The organism is Vibrio iocasae, assembly GCF_042245395.1.
GTDB lineage: Bacteria > Pseudomonadota > Gammaproteobacteria > Enterobacterales > Vibrionaceae > Vibrio > Vibrio iocasae.
In genome coordinates this window covers 790,840-813,436 of record NZ_CP145311.1, presented here as the reverse complement: position 1 = coordinate 813,436, position 22,597 = coordinate 790,840, and the positions used below count along the sequence as shown (strand labels likewise).

At 43.6% G+C, this 22,597-nt stretch carries 24 protein-coding genes; 12 read left to right on the top strand and 12 right to left on the bottom strand.

Annotation, left to right across the window (positions count from 1 at the left end):
* The first annotated feature begins 58 nt into the window (after positions 1-58).
* From SNR28_RS13360 to SNR28_RS13350, 3 genes are all read left to right on the top strand, one after another.
* On the top strand, positions 59-736 hold the full coding sequence (locus SNR28_RS13360; protein WP_375753059.1) for a tellurite resistance TerB family protein: 678 nt from the start codon (positions 59-61) through the stop codon (positions 734-736).
* Positions 737-870: 134 nt separating this feature from the next.
* Positions 871-1,077, top strand: coding sequence for a YaeP family protein (locus SNR28_RS13355; protein ID WP_375753057.1), 207 nt, complete (start codon positions 871-873; stop codon positions 1,075-1,077).
* A complete protein-coding gene (locus tag SNR28_RS13350) occupies positions 1,078-1,269 on the top strand; it encodes a DUF4250 domain-containing protein (RefSeq protein ID WP_375753055.1) in 192 nt (63 codons plus the stop codon).
* Between the two features lie 88 nt (positions 1,270-1,357).
* Here the strand turns inward: SNR28_RS13350 and SNR28_RS13345 are convergent, their stop codons facing one another.
* Both SNR28_RS13345 and dinB read right to left on the bottom strand, forming a co-directional pair.
* Positions 1,358-2,104, bottom strand: coding sequence for a DUF2884 family protein (locus tag SNR28_RS13345; RefSeq protein ID WP_375753054.1), 747 nt, complete (start codon positions 2,102-2,104; stop codon positions 1,358-1,360).
* Positions 2,105-2,182: 78 nt separating this feature from the next.
* Positions 2,183-3,259 (bottom strand): DNA polymerase IV, encoded by a 1,077-nt coding sequence (gene dinB / locus SNR28_RS13340; protein ID WP_375753053.1) that lies wholly within the window; start codon positions 3,257-3,259, stop codon positions 2,183-2,185.
* Between the two features lie 119 nt (positions 3,260-3,378).
* On the opposite strand from dinB, the gene SNR28_RS13335 reads away from it, so the two are divergent.
* Positions 3,379-4,593 carry a diguanylate cyclase gene (locus SNR28_RS13335; protein ID WP_375753051.1) on the top strand — a complete coding sequence of 405 codons (1,215 nt, stop codon included), beginning with the start codon at positions 3,379-3,381 and terminating at the stop codon, positions 4,591-4,593.
* 96 nt (positions 4,594-4,689) lie between these two features.
* Here SNR28_RS13335 and SNR28_RS13330 read toward each other — a convergent pair whose 3' ends face one another.
* The 8 genes from SNR28_RS13330 to SNR28_RS13295 form a co-directional block, all read right to left on the bottom strand.
* Positions 4,690-5,691, bottom strand: coding sequence for an FAD:protein FMN transferase (locus SNR28_RS13330; RefSeq protein ID WP_375754082.1), 1,002 nt, complete (start codon positions 5,689-5,691; stop codon positions 4,690-4,692).
* Positions 5,692-6,068: 377 nt separating this feature from the next.
* The gene (nqrF, locus tag SNR28_RS13325) at positions 6,069-7,295 is read right to left on the bottom strand and encodes an NADH:ubiquinone reductase (Na(+)-transporting) subunit F (RefSeq protein WP_375753049.1); all 1,227 of its coding nucleotides are present in this window, start codon (positions 7,293-7,295) and stop codon (positions 6,069-6,071) included.
* Positions 7,296-7,330: 35 nt separating this feature from the next.
* Positions 7,331-7,927, bottom strand: a complete 597-nt coding sequence (gene nqrE, locus SNR28_RS13320; protein ID WP_375753047.1) for an NADH:ubiquinone reductase (Na(+)-transporting) subunit E — start codon at positions 7,925-7,927, stop codon at positions 7,331-7,333.
* 6 nt (positions 7,928-7,933) lie between these two features.
* On the bottom strand, positions 7,934-8,548 hold the full coding sequence (locus tag SNR28_RS13315) for an NADH:ubiquinone reductase (Na(+)-transporting) subunit D (RefSeq protein WP_375754081.1): 615 nt from the start codon (positions 8,546-8,548) through the stop codon (positions 7,934-7,936).
* 20 nt (positions 8,549-8,568) lie between these two features.
* Entirely contained in the window at positions 8,569-9,339 is a 771-nt protein-coding gene (locus SNR28_RS13310) for a Na(+)-translocating NADH-quinone reductase subunit C (RefSeq protein ID WP_375753045.1), read from the bottom strand.
* Positions 9,329-10,567: an NADH:ubiquinone reductase (Na(+)-transporting) subunit B gene (locus SNR28_RS13305; RefSeq protein ID WP_375753043.1), complete on the bottom strand. Its 1,239-nt coding sequence runs from the start codon at positions 10,565-10,567 to the stop codon at positions 9,329-9,331. The genes SNR28_RS13310 and SNR28_RS13305 overlap by 11 nt, the downstream gene beginning before the upstream one ends.
* A 3-nt stretch (positions 10,568-10,570) precedes the next feature.
* Positions 10,571-11,911 (bottom strand): Na(+)-translocating NADH-quinone reductase subunit A, encoded by a 1,341-nt coding sequence (locus SNR28_RS13300; RefSeq protein WP_375753041.1) that lies wholly within the window; start codon positions 11,909-11,911, stop codon positions 10,571-10,573.
* 428 nt (positions 11,912-12,339) lie between these two features.
* Complete coding sequence (locus tag SNR28_RS13295; protein ID WP_375753039.1) at positions 12,340-12,645, bottom strand: BolA family protein; 306 nt, start codon at positions 12,643-12,645, stop codon at positions 12,340-12,342.
* Positions 12,646-12,805: 160 nt separating this feature from the next.
* On the opposite strand from SNR28_RS13295, the gene SNR28_RS13290 reads away from it, so the two are divergent.
* The 8 genes from SNR28_RS13290 to csdA all read left to right on the top strand — a co-directional run bounded on the left by SNR28_RS13290 (position 12,806) and on the right by csdA (position 20,817).
* Entirely contained in the window at positions 12,806-13,933 is a 1,128-nt protein-coding gene (locus SNR28_RS13290; protein WP_375754080.1) for a methyltransferase, read from the top strand.
* A gap of 53 nt (positions 13,934-13,986) precedes the next feature.
* Positions 13,987-14,559, top strand: coding sequence for a YajG family lipoprotein (locus SNR28_RS13285; RefSeq protein ID WP_375753037.1), 573 nt, complete (start codon positions 13,987-13,989; stop codon positions 14,557-14,559).
* Positions 14,559-15,104, top strand: a complete 546-nt coding sequence (locus SNR28_RS13280) for a peptidylprolyl isomerase (protein ID WP_375753035.1) — start codon at positions 14,559-14,561, stop codon at positions 15,102-15,104. Before SNR28_RS13285 ends, SNR28_RS13280 begins: the two co-directional genes overlap by 1 nt.
* 73 nt (positions 15,105-15,177) lie before the next feature.
* Complete coding sequence (locus SNR28_RS13275; RefSeq protein WP_375753033.1) at positions 15,178-16,524, top strand: MFS transporter; 1,347 nt, start codon at positions 15,178-15,180, stop codon at positions 16,522-16,524.
* Between the two features lie 648 nt (positions 16,525-17,172).
* Complete coding sequence (locus tag SNR28_RS13270; RefSeq protein WP_375753032.1) at positions 17,173-17,997, top strand: outer membrane protein OmpK; 825 nt, start codon at positions 17,173-17,175, stop codon at positions 17,995-17,997.
* Positions 17,998-18,111: 114 nt separating this feature from the next.
* Entirely contained in the window at positions 18,112-19,008 is an 897-nt protein-coding gene (panE, locus tag SNR28_RS13265; protein ID WP_375753030.1) for a 2-dehydropantoate 2-reductase, read from the top strand.
* Positions 19,001-19,615, top strand: a complete 615-nt coding sequence (locus tag SNR28_RS13260; protein WP_375753028.1) for a DJ-1 family glyoxalase III — start codon at positions 19,001-19,003, stop codon at positions 19,613-19,615. The genes panE and SNR28_RS13260 overlap by 8 nt, the downstream gene beginning before the upstream one ends.
* Positions 19,612-20,817, top strand: coding sequence for a cysteine desulfurase CsdA (gene csdA, locus SNR28_RS13255; protein ID WP_375753026.1), 1,206 nt, complete (start codon positions 19,612-19,614; stop codon positions 20,815-20,817). Before SNR28_RS13260 ends, csdA begins: the two co-directional genes overlap by 4 nt.
* Positions 20,818-21,142: 325 nt before the next feature.
* Here csdA and csdE read toward each other — a convergent pair whose 3' ends face one another.
* Entirely contained in the window at positions 21,143-21,574 is a 432-nt protein-coding gene (gene csdE, locus SNR28_RS13250) for a cysteine desulfurase sulfur acceptor subunit CsdE (RefSeq protein ID WP_375753024.1), read from the bottom strand.
* A 151-nt stretch (positions 21,575-21,725) separates the two neighbouring features.
* On the bottom strand, positions 21,726-22,532 hold the full coding sequence (gene tcdA / locus SNR28_RS13245; RefSeq protein WP_375753022.1) for a tRNA cyclic N6-threonylcarbamoyladenosine(37) synthase TcdA: 807 nt from the start codon (positions 22,530-22,532) through the stop codon (positions 21,726-21,728).
* Positions 22,533-22,597 lie beyond the last annotated feature (65 nt).

Sequence of the window (22,597 nt, the reverse complement as noted above, 5' to 3'; positions counted from 1 at the left end):
TGATTAATTATACTGATAAGACTGTTTCCCCCAAGATAGTGATGTTGAGGAGATAAAAATGGATCTAAAGAGTTTACTTAATCAGGCACTTAATTCAGATATCGTTAAGCAAGGCACAGAACAGTTAAAACAGGGTTCATCCAGCCTTGGCAATGCTGCCAAGGATAATAAAGGCAATTTGGCGGCCTTTGGTGCAGGTGCGGTTGGCGGTGGATTGCTTGGTGCACTAATGGGTTCCAAAAAAGCCAAAAAGATGGGTAAGAAGGCACTAGGCGTCACCAGTGCCGCAGCACTAGGTGCATTGGCATATAAACTCTATAACGATTATCAGGGTGGCGGTGGTTCAGACTCTTCACCAAAACAACCACAGCAACCTGAAGCACTGGATGAAAACCAACACAGCATCCTGATTCTTAAAGCCATGATTGCTGCCGCAAAAGCAGATGGTCATGTAGACAACGAAGAGCAAGCTAAGATCGAGCAAGCTCTAACCGAGATGGGTGCTGATGATTCCGTGCATAGTTTTGTTCAGACTGAGCTAAACAAGCCTTTAGACCCTTCTGAAGTCGCACAAGCGGTTTCTTCCCCACAACAGGCAACAGAAGTCTATTTGGCCACACTGCTGGTCGTTGATGAGCAAAACTTTATGGAAAAAGCTTATCTAAAAGAGTTAGCCAGCCAGCTCAATCTCGAAGCAGATCTGGTTTTGCAATTAGAAAATCAGATATCTCAATAATTTCTAGATACATCTCTCTGGAGAGAAGCTAACCACTTCTCTCCTTTTATTGCGCCAGAACAAACCGATTTTTTGTTTTTGAACACAACAACAGGTATATTGAGACCAGTTCTCATTTAGTATTGGATTCGATTATGAAAGTTTATGACTGTTGCGACATGATTCGCGAACTTTACTCACTAATTGGCAGTGGTGATCAGGGGTATGTCCCTCAGGCTATTACCTGTGCCCTTAAGGCGCTGAATGATATCGCTGCAGATGAAAGCCTGCCAAAGGAAGCTCGTGAAAAAGCCGCTTTTGCAGCCGCTAACTTGCTTATCTCTGACTTCGAGGACAAGTAAGTGAATCTGGCGAACTTCGATACCATGGATCCAGTTATGCTGATGAGCATCGTTAATATGAAACTTCGCGATGACTTTGGTGGTAAGCTGGATGAACTGGTTAAATACTTCGAGATCAGCCGTGAAGCGTTAGAAGCTAAACTGGCTTCCGCGGGGTTTGAATACCTGCCCGAAGCTGGACAGTTTCGTTAAAAACAATCATAAAAATGGCGAACAGATGTTCGCCATTTTCTTAGTGATCCTTTGATTTTACGTTGCTTACTGGATTTACTCAGTAGAGCTAAATCAAAAACACCTGATAGTCTTTTAGCTCCGGAATCTTCTCATGTAGCATTTGCTCTTCTTCTGCTACCTTCTCTACATCTTCACAATATTGCTTTGCATCCTGTTGCAACTCCTGGGATTCTGCCTGTACCTTACTGCTTAAATTCTGCTGTAAGCTCACTAACTCTTCTTTCATAGCCGTCAGATTAATTCCACCTTCTGACTTCATTTTCTGAGAAAGTGCTTCAAATGCACTTGTGAAAAACTCAGCATTAAAGGTCTCCTTGGCTTTAGCAAAGTCCTGTTTCCAATTAGCGTAGGCGTCACTGAATGCCGCTTGCTGCATCACGAAACCATCTTCTTTGTAATAACGTCTTTCCAGGCTACTCAGAAACTCCTCCAAAGCCTTTTTCACATTATTAAACGCTTCTGAATTGTTGAAGCTAACAGCGACGTCATCCAGCACGTCGTTCATCAAGGCTAAACCATCACGGGCAATCTCTTTTGCTTTTGGAAGGTACGCATTTAAGTTAGCCCGATAACTATCCAGAGCGGCCTGCTGAGAAGAAGAAAGATCCACCTTTTCACCGTTAATGAACAGTTGGTTATTCTGATCAATCAGTACTTTTGGTGTGTCGTTTTGATAAATTTTTACCTGCTCACCGTCGAGGTGAACCTCATTTTGGATATCGACTTTACACTGCTGTTGTGCAAATACAGTTGAACTAAACAACAATACAAAGCCTAAAAACAGCTTTTTCATGGAAACCTCTACTCTCTTTCCAGTACTTTCAACACTGTAACAGACTAAGCGTATAAGTTTTGTAAATATTTAAACATCTCATAAGTCTAAACTGAGCTGTTTCGTTTGATCTTCAGGTTTTAACATCACATTCAAACCCAATAGACGTATTTCTCTACCCTTTTGACGTTTGAGAATATCAGTAAGCAACTCTTTAAAGTACTCTAGCTCTAGTTCGTTATGGATATGCTCAATGGTAGTTAGCTGAAAGTCGGCAAACTTGAGCTTAATACCCTGTTTAATAATGGCTTTGTTTGGATCCGCACGCTCAAGCCGTTTCTCCAGTTCAGGGAATAGCTTACTTTCAATAACCTCCCAACACTGCTCATAGGTAGAAATGTTTTTCGAGAACGTTCGTTCAACCCCAACGGACTTTCTTTCCCTCTCAGTGACAACTTCTCGGTTATCGATACCGTGACTCTTCTTCCAGAGAGACGCTCCCATTTTTCCAAACTTAAGCAGCAATTCTCGGTAGTCGCTATTTTTTATATCCTCGCCAATAAAGAAGCCAGCCTGATGCAGTTTCTCCAAGCTTACTTTCCCGACCCCTGGAATTTTCTCCAACGGCAACTTATCTATCACTCTCTGTACATCTTCAGGGGGGATGACGAACTGTCCATTGGGCTTGTTCATATCCGAGGCAATTTTGGCCAGGAACTTAAGCGGTGCCGCACCTGCTGATGCGGTTAACTGCAGCTCAGTCCAAATATCTTTTCGTATAGCCTCTGCAATTAGTGTGGCTGAACCACGACACTTGGTGCATTCAGTTACATCTAAAAAAGCTTCATCCAAGGAAAGCGGCTCTATGATTTGGGTATATCGTTCAAATATCTCACGAATTTGCCTGGAAACCGATTTGTAAACATCCATACGCCCCGGAACCACTGTTAAATCAGGACACAACTGAATCGCCTTCGCTGTAGGCATTGCTGAACGAACACCATACTTGCGAGCCTCATAGTTACAGGTGCTAATAACTCCCCTCTGCCTTTCATTACCACCTACAGCTAACGGAATTCCTCTGTATTTCGGGTTATCGCGCATCTCGACAGCGGCATAAAAGCAATCCATATCGACATGTATGATTTTTCTGAGATGTCGTTCTTTATCATGCATATATCGGTTTATTTATCTCATATAACTCATTTTACGGACTTTCTAATCAACTATGATTCGTATACTCTAAATTAGCGTATTGGATTCACTATCTAGGGAAGGGAGGTGTCCGTACTCATATGAATAATAAAATATTGATCGTTGAAGATAGTCAACTATACAGCAAATATCTTATTAACCAACTCTCGCCACTTGGTTTGGAAATTGTGCTGGTTGAAACCTACCAACAAGCAGAACAAATTCTCGATCAAGGGAACGAGTTTCTATGCGCGCTCCTTGACTACTGCTTGCCAGATGCAGAAAACGGAGAAGTCATCGACCTTGCTTTCTCGTATAACTTGAAAGTTATCGTCCTCACGGCTCATTTTAACGAAGAGACCAGAAAAGATATCATCGCCAAAGGTGCTATCGACTATATGACAAAAGATAGCCTTACTTCTATTTCTTACCTGCCCCCTCTTTTAAAGCGACTGGCCAGAAACCAGCACCATAAAGTCTTAGTTGTCGACGACTCTCAGACAGTGCGAAAGCACTTAACAGACTTACTAGAACATCACTATCTGGATTGTATCGAAGCAGCAGATGGCGAAGAAGCTTTAGCCCTTCTTGATCAAAACCCAGATGTCACCCTTATCATCACTGATCATAATATGCCTAATAAAGATGGGGTAACTATGACTGCGGAGGTAAGAACCCGCTTTGACAGAAACCAGATCGCCATCCTTGGGCTTTCAGCTTCAGAGACTGAACTACTCACAGCCCGCTTCCTAAAAGCCGGGGCAAATGATTACCTGAAGAAACCATTTAATCAGGAAGAGTTTTATTGCCGAGTTCAAAACATCCTCGATATGAAAGATATCAATGACGATATGTTCCGAATGGCTAATGAAGACGCGCTAACCGGACTTTGGAACCGAAGATACCTGTTTAGCAATGCCGATACATCACAAGAACAGTGTAACGTTGCAGTCATGGATATTGATTTCTTTAAGAAGGTGAATGACAAGTACGGTCATGATGGTGGCGATCAAGCTCTGATTATGGTGAGTAACATAATATCCATCTATTTCGCTGAGGATTTGGTTTCCCGAACCGGTGGAGAAGAGTTTTGCATCGTAAATTATGGTAACTACGAAGAGTTTGTCACCCGACTGGAAAACATGAGAGCTCGTATCGAGAAAACACCCATTCCATTCGACGGTACAGAGATATCTCTAACCATCAGCATTGGCTGCACCAAAGCGAAACGAAACATAGATACCATGATCAGTATTGCTGACGAAAGACTCTATGAAGCTAAGAACTCAGGCAGAAATCGAGTAGTTTCAGCCTAACAGCCGGATTGTACTTTACAAGAAACCAATCCGAATAAGCTCGTAAAGCCATTGTAATACAAGCCAGCCACTCGTAAAGTGGCTGGCTTTTTTAATTTATTTTAGGTATTTAGAAAATGCGTCTGAATACACTTCTTTAAAACCATCTTCGGTTTTTACGACCATAAACACCGGAATATTGTTCGCGTTTGCGACTTCAAGACCAACTTCTTCGCCTAGTACCATCAAACCAGTAGCCAAGCCATCTGCCGTCATACAGGATGGATCAAGAGCTGTTACTGATACAACTTTATGGTTGATTGGCTTACCTGTTTTAGGTTCAATGATATGCGAGTAGCGGATACCATCACGCTCAAAGTAATTACGGTAGTCTCCTGAGGTAGCAACCGCCATATCACCCGGCTCAATGATCTCCTGAATTGCGCGCTCGTTTACATCAGGTTTTTCGATTGCGATACGCCAGCCTACTTTCTCACGATTCACACCCTTCATGCGGATCTCACCACCAATCTCTACCATGTAGTCAACCACACCCTGAGCTTCAAGGAAATCCGCTACGACATCTACACCCCACCCTTTGGCGATAGTTGAGAGATCAACGTAAAGATCAGGAATAGACTTAGCCAGAGTGGTATCTGTCACTGTCAAGTGTTCAATGCCAACAATGGCGCGACGAGCAGCTAGTTCTTCATCAGTAGGAACAACTTCTGGGCGCGCTTCTGGTCCAAAACCCCATAGGTTAACCAGAGGTCCTACAGTTACATCAAGAGCACCACGAGTAAGTTTATTTAGCCTTACCGCTTCCTGAGTCACCAAAGCTGTCTCTTTTGATACCTCAAACGGCTCAGAACCTTTGTACTGATTAAACTGGCTTAACTCAGATGTCTTCCTATATGTCGACATTTGGTCGTTAACTTGCTCTAGCAACTTATCAATCGCCTTTTGCATATCTGCAGGAGAACGTGAGTTAGCACCATCAAAATACTTCACATTGTAAGTTGTACCCATTGTTGGGCCGATAAGGTGATTCTGTTCTCTTGGCTCACTGCACGCTGTGATAAACAGCAGTGTAACTAACGTGACGAACCAGACTTTCATTTGTTTCACGGGGGCTCCTGATAAACTGATTTTAATGTTTATAGTTGTTGACCTCGTTCCCACGCAGAGCATGAAAACGAGTAATGTTCATTGGTTAAGTATTTACTGGGTGTGCCCGATGGAAGGAACATGCCAAACGCAGGCGCTTTATTCACATTGAATGCTTTAAAAAGCGGTTCCTGTAATCGGGTACTCCCAGTAAGTACTCATGCATATTGAATTGCTTCTTAATCTGCATTCCCACGCGGAGCATGGGAACGAGTACCGTTGTTTTAATACGTTAAAACAAGAGTATTGTCCTACTAAACACCATAAAAAACAAATGGCTGACTCCTTTCAGAATCAGCCATTATCATTTTATTTGTAACTAAGGCTTATTAACCACCGAAGTCATCAAGCAGGATGTTCTCATCCTCAACACCAAGATCCTTCAGCATGCCGATAACAGCTGCGTTCATCATTGGTGGACCACACATGTAGTACTCACAATCTTCTGGTGCTTCGTGATCTTTCAGATAGTTCTCGTAGATAACGTTGTGGATGAAGCCAGTGTAGCCATCCCAGTTATCTTCTGGAAGTGGATCAGAAAGTGCACAGTGCCATACGAAGTTATCGTTATCAGCTTGTAGCTGGTCGAAGTCTTCAATATAGAACATTTCACGCTTAGAACGAGCACCGTACCAGTAAGACATCTTACGCTTAGACTTCAGACGAAGTAGCTGGTCAAAGATATGAGAACGCATAGGAGCCATACCTGCACCACCACCGATGAATACCATCTCGTTGTCAGTCTCTTTCGCGAAGAACTCACCAAATGGACCAGAGATCGTACACTTATCACCAGCTTTTAGTGACCAGATGTAAGAAGACATGATGCCTGGAGGCGCATCCGGCTTATTAGGCGGCGGAGTTGCGATACGAACGTTCAGCTTAATCAGACCCTTCTCTTCTGGGTATGACGCCATAGAGTAAGCACGAATTGAATGCTCTTTTACGATAGACTCATAACGGAACAGGTCGAACTTATCCCAGTCTTCACGGTACTCATCCGGCACATCGAAATCAGAGTATTTGATGTGATGCGGTTCAGCTTCAATCTGAATGTAACCACCAGCGCGGAACGGTACTTCTTCACCCTCAGGGATCTTAAGAACCAGCTCTTTGATGAAGGTTGCTTCGTTGTCGTTAGAAAGAACTTCACATTCCCACTTCTTAACACCAAAGATCTCTTCTGGAAGCTCGATATCCATGTCGGTTTTAACTGCTACCTGACATGCTAGACGTTCGCCTTCACGTGCTTCACCTTTAGTGATGTGGTCAAGCTCTGTTGGCAGAATATCACCACCACCAGCTTTAACTTTCACGCGGCACTGACCACATGAGCCACCACCACCACAAGCTGATGATACGAAGATACCACTACCAGCCATAGCGCCTAGTAGCTTGTCACCTGGAGAAGTAACGAAGCTCTTCTCTGGATCGCCATTTACGGTAATTGTAACGTCACCTGATGGAACCAGCTTAGATTTTGCCATAAGAATGATCAAAACCAGTGCCAGTACAATCACGGTAAACATCACTACACCAAGAATAATGCTTTGCATTTAATATTCCTTATTTATTGTGTCGTTTACCCGACTTACAGTTGAACACCAGAGAAAGACATAAAGCCTAACGCCATAAGACCTACAGTGATGAAGGTGATACCAAGACCACGAAGGCCTGGAGGTACATCAGAGTACTTCATCTTTTCACGCAGACCAGCAAGAGCTACGATCGCAAGCATCCAGCCAACGCCAGAGCCAAAGCCGTATACTACTGATTCTGCAAAGTTGTAGTCACGCTGCACCATGAAGGATACACCACCGAAAATTGCACAGTTAACTGTGATTAGCGGTAGGAAGATACCCAATGCGTTGTACAGAGGCGGGAAGAAACGATCTAGTACCATTTCTAGAATCTGTACCAATGCAGCGATTACACCGATAAAGGTAATGAAGTTAAGGAAGCTTAAGTCGATACCTTCTACCAGTGCGCTGTCTTTCAGGATTAGGTTGTAAAGCACGTTGTTCACAGGTACTGCAATAGTCAGTACTACGATTACCGCGACACCAAGACCGAAAGACGTCTTAACTTTCTTAGATACCGCAAGGAATGTACACATACCTAAGAAGAATGATAGTGCTAAGTTCTCGATAAAGATCGAACGAACAAGCAAACTAATATAATGTTCCATTACTGCTTACTCCTTCGCTTCAATCTGTTCTGGTCTTAGGATTCGGATAATCCAAATCATGAAACCAATCAGGAAGAACGCAGATGGTGCTAGTAGCATCATACCGTTTGGCTGATACCAACCACCGTCAGATACAAGAGGAAGAACCTCCATACCAAATAGCTTGCCTGAACCAAATAGTTCACGGAAGAAGCCAACAGTGATAAGTACGAAACCATAACCAAGACCGTTACCAATACCGTCAACCAGTGATGGCAGAGGCTCAGACTTCATTGCATAAGCTTCAGCACGACCCATTACGATACAGTTGGTGATAATCAGACCAACGAAAACAGATAGCTGTTTAGAAATATCGTACAGGAATGCTTTCAGGAACTGGTCTACCACGATTACCAAAGATGCGATGATCGCCATCTGAATGATGATACGCACACTGTTTGGAATGTGGTTACGGATAACCGATACGAAGAAGTTCGAGAACGCACATACGAAGATAACTGCAAGCGTCATTACGAACGCAGTTTCTAGTTTAGTGGTTACCGCCAGTGCAGAACATACACCAAGTACCTGAAGGGCAATTGGGTTGTTGTCCATAATTGGCGTAATTAGATGACCTTTCATCTCTTTAACATCAACAGACATTATTGCAGCCCTCCTTCACGTACCTTAGCCAGGAACGGACCAAAGCCGTCATCACCCAACCAGAAATCGAAGGTTCCCTGAACACCGTTTGCTGTCAGAGTCGCACCAGACAGGCCATCCACACCGTGGATATCACCTTGCTTAGCACCACCTTTTACGATCTTAAGTGCAGGTTTGTTGTTTTCATCAAACAGTTTCTTACCAACAAACTGACCACGCCAGTTCGGGTTCTCGATTTCACCACCAAGTCCAGGAGTTTCACCCTGCTCGTAGTAAGTGATACCAGAAACTGTGTTACCGTCAGTCTCAATCGCTACAAATGCGTACATCATTGACCATAGGCCGTTACCGTGCATAGGAAGGATAACTTTAGAAACATCGCCTCCCTCTTTAACCAGGTAAACTACACCTTGATTTGCGCGACGTAGAATCTTACCCGCATCCTGTTCAGCAGTTAGCTTGATGGATTGAGCTGGATCTTTCGCTGCAGCGCGCTGGTTGTAGGCAGCCGCGTCACCATCGATGAACTCACCCGTGTTGAAATCAACCAGTTTTGGTTCGATAAACTCAGCGTACAGTTCAGGAATGCTACCTTCTTTACCTTCAAGGCCAGCAACTGCAACGATGTTTTTCTGTTTATCCAGTACCGCGTTCGCTTGTTGTTTGTCGCGTAAGAATACCGCAGCAGCAGATACTACTACTGAGCACACTAAACTTACTGCGATAACAACAAACAGCGTTTTCTTAATGCTATCGTTATTACTTGCCATAGCGTGCTAGCCTCCGCTTAACGTTTTTCTCTACTACGTAGTAATCGAATAGAGGTGCAAACAGGTTAGCGAATAGAATCGCCAGCATCATACCTTCTGGGTACGCTGGGTTAACTACACGAACCAACACACACATCAGACCGATTAGTATGCCGTACGCCCACTTACCTTTGTTAGTAAATGAAGCTGAAACAGGGTCTGTCGCCATGAAGAACATACCGAATGCAAAACCACCCAAAACAAGGTGCCAGTGCCAAGGCATGCTAAACATTGGGTTAGTATCAGAACCAATGATGTTAAACAGGAACGAGGTAGCAATCATACCGATCATTACACCCGCGATGATACGCCATGAAGCAATGCCCATGTAGACAATCATCGCTGCACCAATCATTAGTGCAAGGGTAGAAACTTCACCGATAGAGCCAGGGATGTTACCGATAAATGCGTCCATCCAAGTGATAGTTTCGCCAGTGATGTTATTCACTAGAGAAGCTGCACCACCCTGAGCCCACTGGCTTAGTGCTGTTGCACCTGAGAAGCCATCTGCCGCAACCCATACAACATCACCTGAAATTTGCGCAGGATATGCGAAGAACAGGAATGCACGGCCAGCAAGAGCCGGGTTAAGGAAGTTACGACCCGTACCACCGAAGATCTCTTTAGCAACAACAACACCGAAGGTAATACCTAGCGCTGCCTGCCATAGAGGTAGTGTTGGTGGAACGATAAGAGCAAACAGGATAGAAGTAACAAAGAAACCTTCGTTTACTTCATGTTTACGCACAATACAGAAAAGCACTTCCCAGAAGCCACCCACTGCAAATACTACAGCATAGATAGGCAGGAAGTAGGTTGCACCCAAAAGCATCTTGGTGCCCCAACCGGCTTCAGTCAGACTGCCGGCAATAGCCTCAGTCAGCCAGTAGTGCCAGTTGCCAGCAATTGCATCTGCCAGCTGAGCACCTTCGTACAGAGCTGTAAGACCACCAATTGCCTGATGACCAGCGTTATACATACCCCAGAACATTGCTGGGAATACCGCTAGCCACACCATGATCATGATACGCTTCAGGTCGACACTATCACGCACGTGAGAGCTACGAGGAGTAACAGTACCTGGTGTGTAGAAAAGGGTTGCCGTTGCTTCGTAAAGCGGGTACCACTTCTCATACTTACCACCGGACTCAAAATGCGGTTCTAAGTCCTCAATAATCTTCTTAAGCATGGATTACCCTTCCTTCTCTATTGTATCCAGGCATTCGCGCAGCATTACGCCGTACTCTGATTTACCTGAACAAACATAGGTGCACAATGCTAAATCTTCTTCGTCCAGCTCTAGACAGCCAAGACGCTGAGCACTATCCACATCACGTGCACAAAGGTCACGTAGAAGCGGTGTCGCTTCCATATCCAGTGGCATTACTTTTTCAAAGCTGCCGATTGGAACCATTGCACGCTCACCACCATTCAGTGAAGTTGTCATATTGAACAACTGACCTTTGAACAGATGGCTAAGGAAAGTTTTACCAGCAGAGAACTTGTTCTTACCAGGCATTGCCCAGCCAAACAGTTCTTTCTCACGACCTTCACGCAGCACAGATACCTGAGTATGGTAACGGCCTAAATAAGCGTGAGGACCTGCGGCTTTTACACCAGAAAGAACACTGCCAGAAATCACACGAACTTCGCCAGGCATCAGCTCGCCATCAACAATACCTTCCGTTGATGCACCAATCTGAGTACGAACCAGGCGAGGGTTCGTCACTACCGGACCTGCGATAGCAACAACACGGTCAGTGTATATTTCACCAGTAAGGAAAAGCTTACCGAATGCAATCACATCCTGATAGTTAATGTTCCACGCAACGTGTTCCATATCTACCGGGTATAGGAAATGCATGTGTGTTCCTACCAAACCTGCTGGGTGTGGACCGGAGAATACATGCTCTTCTACTTTTGATTGCTCACTGCGCGGCAGGCTTGTGCCTTTTTTACAGACATAAACTTTACCGTCAGTCAGAGTGGTCAATAGATCAAGACCAGCAACGAAAGCTTCAGATTGCTCATTGATAATCACTTCAGGATCAGCTGCCAATGGATTGGTATCTATTGCAGTAACGAAAATCGCCTGAGTTGAGGAATCAATAGCAGGTACCTTGCTAAACGGACGAGTACGCAAAGCGGTCCATGCACCAGAGTCAACCAGCTGCTTCTTAACCACTTCACGGTCAAGGTTAGCTAACTCTTTAGCATCAAAGCTGTCGAAAGTAATCTGATCTTCACCAGCAACTTCAATCACTACAGACTGAAGTACTCGCTTAGCACCACGATTAATTTCAACAACCTTACCACTAGCTGGAGAAGTAAATACTACGCCAGGGTTCTTTTTATCAGCAAAAAGAACCTGACCTTTCTTAACTTCATCATCAACGCGGACATGCATGGTAGGTCGCATGCCAACGTACTCTTCGCCAAGCAAGGCGACTTTTTTGACAGCTTTGCCGTCACTAATCACCTGGGCAGGAGCTCCCGAGATCGGAAGATCTAAGCCCTTCTTTATTGTAATCATACGCACTTGCACTATTTTATCGGGAAAAAGATTCTTTTGATTGCGTAGTTTTAAGACACGACATTTTGTGTCCGGTTTTGGCTGATGTTAGCCAAAATCGCAACATCCTATTAATAACACCTTTTGCTTACTACGTTAGCGCCAGGTTTTCCAAGTTCGAGAGTTTAACATTTTTACACGCAGCGATGCCACGCCCAAAAGGCGCATAAATGCTTTATTTTTCTTCACATCGCACCAATAACTGAAATAAAGTTTAATAAGTTTGAACTACAGCACAAATGTCCGATTATTTCTCAAAATATGTCATTAATGAACGTTAATTGGTCCATATAAACCTTTACACTTTTAAATCACAGTGTTGTAAAAAAGTTAATTATAATGTCGAATTTTTATTTTTAGCTTCTATTTTTCGAACAAAAAATGGCGTTTTACTCACCACCTTTACACTTTACAGACGCTGGCTCGACTTCATTTCTCTCAGCCCACTCGAGCTTAGTAAAAGTATGAATAGATAAAGCATGAATCGCGTCTTCAAGCTCTTTTGATAATGTTGCGTTCACTTTACGGTGCCTTGCTACAAGTCTGAGGCCCTCAAACTCATCGCTCACAACCACAACTTTAAAGTGGCTTTCTGAGCCGGGAGGAACGTTGTGCAGATAGCTTTCGTTTAACACCTGAAGATAGCTTGGAGCAAACGCACTTTCTAATTTTGATTCTATAACTTCCTGAAGCATTAAATTACCTACTCCTTTTGCGGGCTAGTATGTTACTGAAAGCCCATGATGACTGTAATACCCATTTGTGAGTATATAGTGAGCTGTAGCGCAAGGAACTAATATCTGACACAATATTCAAAATTAATTATCGCAACAGCAAGAACCCACAATGAGTGATGTGAAAATCGACCTCACACTGTCTGAAAGAACGTTAACCCTCCACAGATTTCCGAAAAGAGCCAATGAAACCCTGCAAGCATGGGATGCCGGGGATGAATATATCATCAATCATGTTGAAGAAATGGCCCTTCCTGATGGCCAAAACATTCTTATCTTAAATGACAACTTTGGTGCTCTGTCCTGTTGGTTTTCGGAAAAGCATTCCGTCTATATGGTGACGGATTCGTTTATCTCTCAAAAGGGTACACTTAAAAACTTGCAAAGAAACCAGTGTAATAACGTTGAGTTTTTAAATGCCATGGATGCGCTTCCCGCTAAGATTGATTTAGTGTTAATGCAAATTCCTAAGAACAACCGTTTTCTTACCTGGCAACTTCATCAGCTCAACTCTCAGCTAAACGCAGAGTGCGCAGTTATTGCAGTAAACAAAGCAAAAGAGATTCACACATCAACACTAAAACTTTTCGAGCGATTCTTGGGGAATACCACCACCTCTCTGGCATGGAAAAAACATCGAATGGTTTTTGCAAAGCCCAACAAAGAGATCGCAGAAAAGGTAGATCCGGTTACTCGATGGTCCGCTAATGATGGAATCCAACTAGAGAATTTGCCAAATGTTTACTCTGGCGAGACGCTAGATTTGGGTGCCCGCTTTATGCTTGAGCATATTCCGTCTGATCCAGAGTTAAAACATATTCTCGATTTAGGATGCGGGAATGGTGTTCTTTCCATAAAAGCTGCCAAACTAAACCCGCAAGCAAAAATTACAAGTGTAGATGAAAGCTTTATGGCAATAGAGTCAGCAGCAAGAAACCTAAGCAGCAATCTTGAGTCTGAAGTGGATTTTAACTGTGTTGCGAACAACTGTCTGGATGGTTTTGAAGCAGGGACGGTCGATTTAGTATTGTGTAACCCCCCTTTTCATCAGCAATATGCGATAACCGATCATATTGCATGGCAGATGTTCTGTGATGCTAAGCATGTTCTTAACACTGATGGTAAATTATTAGTTATCGGTAACCGCCACCTGGGCTACGATGTGAAGCTTAAACGCCTTTTTGGTAAATCTCAGGTAGTAGTTGTCGCATCAAATCAGAAATTTGTTATTTTACAGGCAACTAAATAAGTTGTATTTCGTGCCATTGACAGGCTGAACTACAAATAAAAAGGAAATAGACCATGAAAAAGATGTTCATTGCTGCATCACTTGCATTTTTAGCAGCTTGTTCTTCAACACCCGAGGAGCCACAAATAAACTTTGCTCCAAAAACAACCACCAGCCAGAACAAGATGGTTGATAACTTATCTTTCACTTTAGACAGTAAAGATGTTCGTTCCGCACAGTATGTTGCACTGGTGGACAGCGGTCGAAATAATATCCAGCCAATTCACGCACAACAGAACATCCGTATTACGCTTGAAACTGCACTTCAGGAGCAGCTTCGCTCTCAGGGTTATCATATTTCCGTAAATAGCAAAAACACCATTGAGTTAGAGATTGTTGAACTATTGGCAAACGTCTCTCACAGCATTATGCAGAATGAGATGGAAGCGAAGGTAACCATTAAAATCACCGCAGAAACGCCAGAAGGTAAGTTAGTCAAAACCTTTAATGGTACAGCGAGTAAAACAGGTACATTCAGCGCTTCAGATGCACAAATTGAAATGGTTATAAATGATGTAACCAGCCTGGTACTGGCTGAAATCGCAAACGACTCAGAATTAAACAACTATATGAAGGAACGTTTCTAATGCGTAAGTTTTTACTTTCTCTTATCTGCTTATTTAGTGCATCTGTAATGGCAGCACCAACTGTTGTGTTCGAAACTACTTTAGGTGACTTTGAGGTGGAGCTTTACTCAGAAAAATCACCAGTGACAGTAAAAAACTTCCTTCAATATGTTGAAGACGGCAGCTACGAAGGTTCGATTTTTCACCGTGTGATTCCTCACTTTATGGCTCAGGGTGGTGGCTTCGACACTGACTTTAAGCGTCTGCCAACCTACGCACCCATCAAAAACGAAGCGAGCAACAGACTAACTAACGACCAAGCTACCATTGCAATGGCTCGTACAAGTGATCCACATTCAGCAACTCGCCAGTTCTTCATCAACTTTGAAGACAACAAAGCACTGGATTACATGCATGGCAATGAAGGCTATGCTGTATTCGGTAAAGTTGTTAAAGGGTTCGATGTCGTAAAATCTATGGCAAGACAAAAAACAGCGTCTATCGATAACTACCATGACGTTCCTGTCACGGCGATTGTAATCAACAAAGTGACCGTTAAAAAATAGACTATTCAAGCTGCCTCTATTCCAGAGGCAGTTCTTTATCCCCTTCCCGTCAGTCAGGTAAACGGAGTTCATAATGACAAGCAAAATGTCCTGGGCAGAAACCATTCGTAGCTATATGGATAAACGCCTCATGTGGGTGTTTATGTTGGGGTGTTCCAGCGGTTTCCCATGGGTTTTAATTGGCTCAAATATGTCCGGGTGGCTTAAGGACGCAGGATTAACACGTGCTGCTATCGGTTATTTCGGTTCTATTTTTGCTGTCTATGCGATTAACTTTTTATGGGCTCCATTAGTCGATCGGGTCAGGCTTCCTATACTAGGAGCGCTTGGCCAGAGACGTAGTTGGATATTTCTTTGTCAGTCTGTGATTCTGGTCTGCACGTTAGCAATAGCAGGAATTAATCCTGCGAGTAATTTGATGTTCACTTCTATGCTGGCACTAGGCATCGCAATAGCATCCGCAACTCAGGATATCGCTGTAGACGCATTCCGTATTGATACCTTTCCTAAATCAGAGTCGAGTAAACTTCCACAAGCGTCTGCAATGGCGGTAATTGGTTGGTGGACAGGTTATTCACTACCTGGCTATTTAGCCTTTATCAAGGCGGATAGCATTGGTTGGAATGGCGTCTTCTATGGAATGGCGGGGGTCATCATCATACTAATGATATTCACTCTATTAGTTGGTGAGCCAAAGACTGCACGAGAGGTACTACAGGAAGAAGCTGAGAAACGTCATAGCGAAGTGGTCGGTTCAAAAGTAGCGGCATGGTTTACCGTGACAGTCGCAGAACCGTTTTTAGACTTCTTCAAACGCAATGGCGTAAGAGTTGCATTGACTCTGCTACTGTTCGTATTCCTATTTAAGATTGGTGAAGCTTTCCTCGGCCGGATGTCTATTCCTTTCTATAAAGAAATTGGATTTAGTAACGAACAAATTGGGCACTACTCTAAACTGATCGGTTGGTGGGTAACTATATTCTTTACTCTTGTTGGTAGCATGTTCAACGTGAAGTTCGGAATAGTACGGGGCCTGATGATTGGTGGTATTGCTATGGCTGCCAGTAACCTGATGTTCTCATGGATCGCTAACGTAGGACCAAACGAGAACCTGTTCCTTGCAACGATCATCGTAGACAACTTCACAACTGCATTCTCAACCGTGGCTTTTGTTTCCTTCCTAACGGTGATGACTGGGCAAGCCTTCTCAGCGACCCAATACGCGCTACTTGCTTCGCTGGGTAATTTCGGGCGAACTACGCTAGCCTCCTTTAGTGGAGAGCTGGCTGATTACCTCAATGACTGGTCTTTGTTCTTTATTATTACCGCGCTGATGGTAATTCCAAGCCTATTGATGCTTTGGTCATTAAGGCATTACTTCCACGACTTGCTAGAGAAGGCAGTCGCTCGCAAAGAATAGCCTCACACTTCAATTTTTTCTACTCCTTATAAGAAGCCATCTATATTAAATTGTTGATATAGATGGCTTTATTTATACATAACAAATATCAATAGTATAACAATGTTACATTTATCATATTCATACAATCAGTGTATCACGTTGATAACATTAAACTTTAATATAAAAAACTCACATCAAAAAAATAAAACTAAAACTTGCTTTTATACTGATTTTTTGAAGCAAACGTTTGTATAGAATATATACTCAACTTTCAGCCATCTTAGCCACAGACCTTATAAACACTAGCATCCACAGAAGTTATTAACCGAACTTGTTGTTTATTCGAACGCAATCGAAAAAAGAAAAATGCAACCTCATACAAACCAAGATCACACATTCAATGCAACAAAATGCAACAAAAGGTAAGACTCAAAAAAGTTCACATCTTTGTTTTACACATGAGATCTATCTCACAATAAATATTAGTTTTTGCATTACATCTCACTTTTCTTTGAGATTTTTATCGATATGATTCCCCCCGAATTCCAAAGTGACGCAAGAATCATCCACTGTTTAATTCTTGAACACTTAAGAAAAGTGCAAATTATCAATAGCACGTTATCGAAAAGTATTTTTTTCATTTGAACAAACATAAAGAGTCCCCTTATGCGTAAATCACTTCTTACTCTTGGCCTTTTGGCTGCGACTTCTGCTCCAGCACTAGCAGCAGATTACTCAGATGGCGACATCCACAAAAACGACTACAAGTGGATGCAATTCAACCTAATGGGTGCTATCAACGAAAAAGGTGCAGGTAAAGAGTCAACTCATGATTACCTTGAAATGGAATTTGGCGGTCGCTCTGGCATGTTCGACCTATACGGCTACATTGACGTATTTAACCTAACTACTGACTCTGGCAGCGACAAGGCTGGCAAAGACAAAATGTTTATGAAAATGGTTCCTCGTGTATCTCTAGATGCTCTAACTGGTACAGATCTATCTTTCGGTCCTGTACAGGAAGTATACCTAGCATCTGAGCTAACTTGGGACGGTGGCGCGAATGGTGTAAACAACCAGAAAGTTGGTCTTGGTTCAGATGTTGTACTTCCGTGGTTTGGCAAAGTAGGTATGAACCTATACGCAACATACGTAAGTGCTGCGAAAGACTGGAACGGTTTCCAGTTCTCTACTAACTGGTTCAAGCCTTTCTACTTCTTTGAAAATGGTTCATTCATTTCTTACCAAGGTTACATCGACTACCAGTTTGGTATGAAAGATTCTGCTGGTAACAAGTTCAACACTACTTCAAAAACTGGTGGAGCAATGTTCAACGGTATCTACTGGCACTCAGATCGCTTTGCAGTAGGTTACGGCCTTAAGTTGTTCCAAGACGTATATGGCTTCGAAGATGGCAAAGCTCTACCATGGGCACCAACTGTTGAGTCTTCAGGTGTTGGCCACTACGTAGCAGTAACTTACAAGTTCTAATTGAAATTGTAATAGTTCGTCCCCGAAAAAGGCGCTTTTTAGCGCCTTTTTTATTTGGTTTTCAAAGCTATCCCCGCTATCCTTTCCCCAATTTCTTTCTTCGAGATAAAACCATTGAATATCACGGTACTTGGGGCCGGAGCCATTGGGTCACTCTGGGCATACAAACTGACTGAAGCAGGCCACAATGTTTCTGTCTGGACAAAAGATTCAGCCCAAAAACTGTTTTCTATCAGGCTGGACCATGATTCTGCTGTTCAATTGACTGCCAACAGTTTTGATTCCCTAGCGCAAAGCGATCTGGTTTTAGTTACCGTCAAAGCATGGCAAGTAAAAGATGCTCTACTCCCTCTGCTAGATCAAATTCATTCGGATACCATTTTACTGTTTATGCACAACGGTATGGGAGCGGTTGATGATATTACTACCAGCATACAGCACTATCCTATTGTAATAGCGACAACAACCCAAGCCGCATTTAAACCTGATGCGGGACACGTAATGCATACAGGTGCAGGTGAAACACAGTTGGGAGCACACAATAAAGCCGGGGAACAGTGCCAGTTTCTCACCGATGTATTGAGTCATGCTCTTCCGAAAGTTATCTGGAACCGAAATATCCGCGAAGCATTGTGGAACAAACTCGCGATTAATTGTGCGATAAACCCGCTGACAGCGATCAAGCAAATTTACAACGGTGAGCTTGAGAATGATAAATACCTACCATTGTTAGATAAGGTCATCTCTGAAGTAAGCCTAGTGATGCAAGCCGAAGGGATCAGTGTCAATAAAGAAAGCCTCTTGGCCACAGTTCTAAACGTTGTCAAAGCCACCGCAAAAAATCAGTCTTCCATGCAACAAGATATCTATCATAAACGACGCTCTGAAATCGACTATATTAATGGATACTTATGTCGTACAGCCCAAAGACACTCTATCGATACCCCTGAGAATCTAAAGCTGTACAATCAAATAAAGCAAATCGAACAAGGTTGGAAACATCATGAGTAAAACAGTGTTAGTCCCTATCGCCCCTGGGACAGAAGAGATGGAAGCAATCACCATCATCGATATCCTTGTTCGAGCTGGTTACAATGTAACCACTGCCAGTGCGGATTTTGATGGTAGTCTTACGATGAAAGCTTCCCGAGGGGTTACCCTGACTGCCGACTGTAAGTTAGTTGATGTCGCAGATGAAGAGTTTGATATTATCGCTCTGCCCGGTGGTGTGGGAGGAAGTGAGACCTTCAGAGACAGCACACTATTGGTCGAAATGATAAAACAACAGAAATATGATGGGCGATGGATGGCAGCTATCTGTGCCGCTCCGGCGCTGGTACTACAAACTCACGATATTTATCCTGGCGCAATTATGACTTGTCACCCTGCTTTTCAGGAACACATTCCAGAAGATAAATGGCGCGTTAAACGAGTTACCACAGACATCAACAACAAACTAATTACCAGCCAAGGGCCAGGCTCTGCACTAGAGTTTGCGATGGAAATTATCATTCGCCTTTCCGGAAAAGAACATGCCTGGAAAGTGGCAAAGCCAATGGTAACACTGCCAAACCTACACTACTTCGAACTCGGCGAACAGGAGCAGAAACAAAAGTGAGTTTTGATGTAACAAAAGTTCGCCAACAGTTCCCAGCACTGGCAAACGGTGATCTGGTCTATTTCGATAGCGCTGCAACCACACAAAAGCCAGACTGTGTGATAAACGCCATTAAAAACTATTACAGTAGCCAAAACGCTAATGTACACCGTGGAAGCCATAGCCTGACAGCTCATGCAACCAATCAGTTTGAGCAGGCAAGAGAGCTCGTCGCTCAATTTATTGGTGCAAGTAGCGCAAAAGAGATTGTCTGGACACGTGGTGCAACCGAAGCATTAAACTTAATCGCTCAAACCTATGCACGAAGTAGCTTGCGCCAAGGTGATCATATCCTTGTGGGCGAATCGGAACATCACGCCAATATTGTTCCGTGGCAGATTGTTGCAGAGCAAACCGGAGCTTCGGTCATAAAGATCCCTGTAAAAGAAGATGGCCACCTTTGTCAGGACAGCTTCCATGCTTTGCTCAATGAAAAAGTTAAGCTGGTTGCTATCGCTCAAACCACCAATGTAACCGCCACTCGCAACCCAATTGAGTCCATGATTACATCTGCCCACAAAGTGGGAGCAAGAGTCGTTATAGACGGAGCACAAGGCATTGTTCATGAAGAAGTTGATGTCGCTAAACTTGATGCTGACTTCTATGTGTTTTCCGGCCATAAACTTTATGCTCCAACAGGTATCGGTGTGCTTTATGGCAAGAAGGATTTACTTGAGAATATGCCTCCATGGCACGGTGGCGGTAAGATGGTACAACGAGTCTCCTTTGAAGGAACAACTTATTCAGAGCTGCCTGGCAAGTTTGAAGCAGGCACTCCCAATATTGCCGGAGCGATTGCCTTATCGGAAGCTATTAAGTGGTATCAGTCTTTTGACTGGGAAGAAGTAGAGGCTCATATCGCTCACCTACAAGCGACGGCTTATAGAAAACTCACTGAACTGGATGATGATATCCGGGTCATCGGTTACCAGCCGGGTTCTAGTGTTATTAGCTTTGTGATGGAAGGTGTTCATCATGAGGATATAGCGACGCTACTCGACAAGCAGAGTATTGCAGTAAGAAGTGGCCATCATTGCGCTCATCCACTAATGGATGCGTTTGGTATTCCGGGAACCGTAAGAGTTTCTTTTGGGATTTATAATACTGTTGAAGATGTTGAGAGGTTTATTGTAGCTCTGGAGAAGGCGTTGGATATGCTTTGAGGTAGGCTAACCACCGCACCTCCCGATGGGAGTGACTCCACAAATCGCTGCGAGACTTCCATGTGCGCTCAAACAAGGGCATCCATGCCCTTGGATGTTTGTTCCGCCACCCCCACCGAGAGATACTCCATCACATCGTTTCTACGGTCTCCAATCATGGGAACGAGACAAAATGTACTTTCAAACTTCCGTCATTCCCGCGAAGGCGGGAATCTAGTGGCTTGAGCGCTTGTGGAAAACAGATTCCGGTCTTCGCAGGCACGCGGCTAGCGGAATGACGATAATTTACCATCGTTCTCATACGAAGCATGGGGTGAAATGTAAGTCATTTTTTTGATATTGTAGTTTGAATAGTTTCAATAATCGCCTTTAGTCCATTCCCGCGTGAAGCGCTCAGGTGCTCTATCAGGCCAACCTTTTCAAAGTAACCATCGATATCAAAGCTCAGAATCTCTTCTGCCGATTTTTCGTTATATGCCGCCATAACCAGAGCAATCAGGCCACGGACAATTCTTGCATCAGAGTCAGCACAGAAGTACCACTTGCCATCTTTAAACTGGCTTTGCAACCAAACCTGACTCTCACAGCCAGCAACAACCACTTCTGAGGCCTTAAGCTCTTCCGGCATCTTCGGCAGCTTTTTCCCCCACTGTATCATCTGACGGTACCTATCTTCCCAACCTTTAAAGCCGGACATGGTAGCGACAATATCGTCAGCAGAAATTTCTGAAGGGAAAGGTGTTGTTGGGAAGTTCATAACTACTGTTCCTGATTAAGTAATACCGGATCACTCGTTCCCACGGTCTCCGTGGGAATGCCTATCGGAATCCAACTATTTGCGATTACTTCGAAATTAGGTATGCATTACCACGCGGGAGCGTGGGAACGAGGTGTTATCACCTTTCTGCCTATTTATACTTCTGAAGTAGCTTCTCAATAATACGAGAAACAGCCACAAAACCAAAGGTCGCAGTGACAACCGTTGCAGCGCCAAATCCACTAGCACAATCCATACGTTTTGGACCTTCTGCAGTGGCTTTAGTAGAACATACGCTACCATCTGGCTGAGGATACTTTAGCTGCTCTGTAGAGAACACACACTCGATACCAAACTTGCGTTGTGGATTTTTGCTGAAATTATAAAAACGTCGTAGATTGTCTTTAATCTTCTTAGCCAGTGGGTCCTGAATTGTACGGGCCAGGTCGGCTACCTGAATCTGTGTCGGATCAACCTGACCACCAGCACCACCTGTAGCAATCACTTTGATTTTGTTACTACGACAATAGGCAAGCAGTGCTGCTTTAGGCTTAACACTGTCAATGGCATCCAGAACGTAATCGAAGTCTTTACTAATATACTCGCTAATATTGTCAGGAGTAATAAAGTCATCAATCAGATTCACTTTGCAGTCAGGGTTAATAAGCTTTACGCGCTCAGCCATTACTTCTATTTTGCTCTGACCAACTGTTCCCGTCATCGCATGGATCTGACGGTTTATGTTCGTTACACAAACATCGTCCATATCGATCAAAGTAAGCTCACCAACACCAGTTCTCGCCAGTGCTTCCACTGCCCAAGAGCCTACACCACCAATACCAACCACGCACACGTGAGCAGCACGCAGTATTTCAACTTCACTGTTACCGTAAAGTCGACGAGTTCCGCCAAATCTCTGGTCATAGGATTCTGAAGCAGGCGAGTCTAGTTCGCGCATGTTTTGTTCCTGGTTCGTAAGATAGAAAAAAGAAGAGTGCGTTTTATACGCACTCTTTAAGAAAA

What these genes read in the sequence shown, in the direction of transcription:
- SNR28_RS13295 (WP_375753039.1), bottom strand. Translation starts at nt 12,645, where the DNA reads ATGCTTCAGGAAGTTATAGAATCAAAATTAGAAAGTGCGTTTGCTCCA.
- csdE (WP_375753024.1), bottom strand. Translation starts at nt 21,574, where the DNA reads ATGAACTTCCCAACAACACCTTTCCCTTCAGAAATTTCTGCTGACGAT.
- SNR28_RS13280 (WP_375753035.1), top strand. Translation starts at nt 14,559, where the DNA reads ATGCGTAAGTTTTTACTTTCTCTTATCTGCTTATTTAGTGCATCTGTA.
- SNR28_RS13345 (WP_375753054.1), bottom strand. Translation starts at nt 2,104, where the DNA reads ATGAAAAAGCTGTTTTTAGGCTTTGTATTGTTGTTTAGTTCAACTGTA.
- SNR28_RS13355 (WP_375753057.1), top strand. Translation starts at nt 871, where the DNA reads ATGAAAGTTTATGACTGTTGCGACATGATTCGCGAACTTTACTCACTA.
- SNR28_RS13335 (WP_375753051.1), top strand. Translation starts at nt 3,379, where the DNA reads ATGAATAATAAAATATTGATCGTTGAAGATAGTCAACTATACAGCAAA.
- SNR28_RS13330 (WP_375754082.1), bottom strand. Translation starts at nt 5,691, where the DNA reads ATGAAAGTCTGGTTCGTCACGTTAGTTACACTGCTGTTTATCACAGCG.
- SNR28_RS13260 (WP_375753028.1), top strand. Translation starts at nt 19,001, where the DNA reads ATGAGTAAAACAGTGTTAGTCCCTATCGCCCCTGGGACAGAAGAGATG.
- SNR28_RS13305 (WP_375753043.1), bottom strand. Translation starts at nt 10,567, where the DNA reads ATGCTTAAGAAGATTATTGAGGACTTAGAACCGCATTTTGAGTCCGGT.
- nqrE (WP_375753047.1), bottom strand. Translation starts at nt 7,927, where the DNA reads ATGGAACATTATATTAGTTTGCTTGTTCGTTCGATCTTTATCGAGAAC.
- SNR28_RS13360 (WP_375753059.1), top strand. Translation starts at nt 59, where the DNA reads ATGGATCTAAAGAGTTTACTTAATCAGGCACTTAATTCAGATATCGTT.
- nqrF (WP_375753049.1), bottom strand. Translation starts at nt 7,295, where the DNA reads ATGCAAAGCATTATTCTTGGTGTAGTGATGTTTACCGTGATTGTACTG.
- SNR28_RS13270 (WP_375753032.1), top strand. Translation starts at nt 17,173, where the DNA reads ATGCGTAAATCACTTCTTACTCTTGGCCTTTTGGCTGCGACTTCTGCT.
- dinB (WP_375753053.1), bottom strand. Translation starts at nt 3,259, where the DNA reads ATGCATGATAAAGAACGACATCTCAGAAAAATCATACATGTCGATATG.
- SNR28_RS13285 (WP_375753037.1), top strand. Translation starts at nt 13,987, where the DNA reads ATGAAAAAGATGTTCATTGCTGCATCACTTGCATTTTTAGCAGCTTGT.
- SNR28_RS13300 (WP_375753041.1), bottom strand. Translation starts at nt 11,911, where the DNA reads ATGATTACAATAAAGAAGGGCTTAGATCTTCCGATCTCGGGAGCTCCT.
- SNR28_RS13315 (WP_375754081.1), bottom strand. Translation starts at nt 8,548, where the DNA reads ATGAAAGGTCATCTAATTACGCCAATTATGGACAACAACCCAATTGCC.
- SNR28_RS13310 (WP_375753045.1), bottom strand. Translation starts at nt 9,339, where the DNA reads ATGGCAAGTAATAACGATAGCATTAAGAAAACGCTGTTTGTTGTTATC.
- tcdA (WP_375753022.1), bottom strand. Translation starts at nt 22,532, where the DNA reads ATGCGCGAACTAGACTCGCCTGCTTCAGAATCCTATGACCAGAGATTT.
- SNR28_RS13275 (WP_375753033.1), top strand. Translation starts at nt 15,178, where the DNA reads ATGACAAGCAAAATGTCCTGGGCAGAAACCATTCGTAGCTATATGGAT.